Here is a 205-nt window from a genome sequence, read left to right on the forward strand (position 1 = left end):
CCATATGAGCAGAATTTACTCCTATATTTCTTAACTCTTTACATAAGATATTTGGAAAATCTTTATCTAAACCATTAGTCTCATCAAATAGAGACCAATGTGTAAAAAATATATCTGCTCCAGCGTTTGCAAGTGAGCGACAAATTGCTGCCCCTATTCCTTTTGAACGACTTGCACCTGTAATTATTGCAACTTTACCTTTTAG

Annotated in this window: 1 pseudogene; it reads right to left on the reverse strand. The window is 34.1% G+C overall.

The features are described 5' to 3' along the window. Positions 1–205 (reverse strand): annotated as a pseudogene (locus tag SAZ04_RS23260) (SDR family oxidoreductase); the annotation flags it as partial.

The sequence above is a fragment of the Halalkalibacter lacteus genome (assembly GCF_036663595.1).
Taxonomy (GTDB): domain Bacteria; phylum Bacillota; class Bacilli; order Bacillales; family Bacillaceae_D; genus Halalkalibacter; species Halalkalibacter lacteus.